Source organism: Siphonobacter sp. BAB-5405 (assembly GCF_002872335.1).
Classification (GTDB): Bacteria; Bacteroidota; Bacteroidia; order Cytophagales; family Spirosomataceae; genus Siphonobacter.
Map to the genome: position 1 here is coordinate 1 of NZ_NJAG01000150.1, position 1,483 is coordinate 1,483.

The following is a 1,483-nucleotide window of genomic DNA, read 5'->3' on the forward strand; positions in this document are numbered from 1 at the left end:
ACGGCCTGAACTGGCCCATCTGGCTGAGCTAGCGTACTCGGTGACTACCGAAAACGGAACGTACGTCAATCTGAATCTGTACCGAAGACAAACGGCTAATTCGATTGAAGATGTACGAACCGTTGACAACGCCGGGGTTTCGACCACGATGCGTCAAAACGTGGCCCGCAACGAGCGTACAGGTCTAAACCTGAATGCCGCCGGAGAATTCGGACGCAACCTGAAAGTAAACGGGGGCGGGGAGTTGTACTACGCCCACTTCAATAGTCCATCGCTGGGCATTAAAAATTCGGGCTGGCTTTGGCAGGTGAACCTGAATATGGCCTATGAGTTGCCACGGAACTATTCAATCCAGGCGAACGGCATGTACAGCACAGGCTGGATACTGCTGCAAGGCAGAAACTCCGCCTGGTATGACTATAGCCTGGCGGTCCGTAAAGAGTTCTGGGATAAAAAGGGTAGTCTGATTTTAGGCGTCAACAATCCATTTACGTATCCCTTCCGTCAAAAAGAAAACACCCAGTCGAATACGTTCCGGGCTCAAACTTCCAACCAGTACTTCACTCGTTCCGTCAAATTAACCTTTAGCTGGCAGTTTGGACAGCTTCGAAACAGTTCGGAAGAGGAAGTCAAGAAAATTACCCACGACGATGCCCGATCCAAGTAACGATCCAGGTATCGCATCCACGATTGCCTGAAAGCTTATTTCATCCTAATACATTTTACCATGCAATTGTTCAGAACGGGGTATTCGCTCGGACTAGTCAACAGTGCCAGTCTTTGCTTACGCCTAGGTTTAGCAGTGGCCATGATCCCCCATGGCTACGAAAAATTAAGTCATTTTGCCGAGCAGCAGCATTCCTTTCTGAATCTGTTGGGCTTGGGAAGCACGGCGTCGCTGGTGCTGGCAATCGGAGCGGAGCTCTTTTGCTCGATTGGTTTGATGCTGGGGTTTCTCACCCGTCTGGTGTTGATTCCGCTAGTGATTACCGCCTTGGTTATTGTCTTCGTGGCTCATCAGGGAGACATCGCAGGCGAAGGTTCCGCTGGCTTTTTACTACTCATTGGTTACGTGACCAGCCTGTTGCTGGGCCCTGGCCAATACAGTCTGGATCATCTTATCTCCAGGTACTAAAATACCAATTTAGATAGTCCTCATTACCCGTACCCCATATGCTTGATTGGATGATAGTCAATAAGAAATGCGTTCTCTTATTCTTTGGATTTTTCTTTTTTCTTGAGACTTCCTGGGGTCAGGGGCCCTATGTACTCACGGGTAAGGTTACGGATGCCAAAACGGGCGAAGGAATTCCTTTTGCCACGATTGGTCTCCAGGGAAAACCTCAGGGAACACAGGCTGATTTTGAAGGAAACTACCGGCTCGTTACCAAAGAGTTAGCGGATTCACTTCTGATTATGTCGATTGGCTATCGGACGAAAAGTATGCCCATAACGCGAAACCTCAACAAACCATCCACCGTAC

The 1,483-nt window shown here is 49.0% G+C and carries 3 protein-coding genes; all 3 read left to right on the forward strand.

The window, feature by feature from the left end:
* Positions 1-667 (forward strand): outer membrane beta-barrel protein (locus BWI97_RS26680; RefSeq protein WP_158242886.1); only part of this gene is annotated, 667 nt, incomplete at its 5' end.
* Between the two features lie 60 nt (positions 668-727).
* Positions 728-1,135 carry a DoxX family protein gene (locus BWI97_RS26685; protein ID WP_102203461.1) on the forward strand — a complete coding sequence of 136 codons (408 nt, stop codon included), beginning with the start codon at positions 728-730 and terminating at the stop codon, positions 1,133-1,135.
* Between the two features lie 38 nt (positions 1,136-1,173).
* The coding region (locus BWI97_RS26690; RefSeq protein WP_146011087.1) for a carboxypeptidase-like regulatory domain-containing protein at positions 1,174-1,483 on the forward strand (310 nt) is incomplete at its 3' end.

Bases quoted from the DNA above. Each gene is read 5' to 3' on its own strand.
- BWI97_RS26685 (WP_102203461.1), top strand. From the start codon at position 728: ATGCAATTGTTCAGAACGGGGTATTCGCTCGGACTAGTCAACAGTGCC.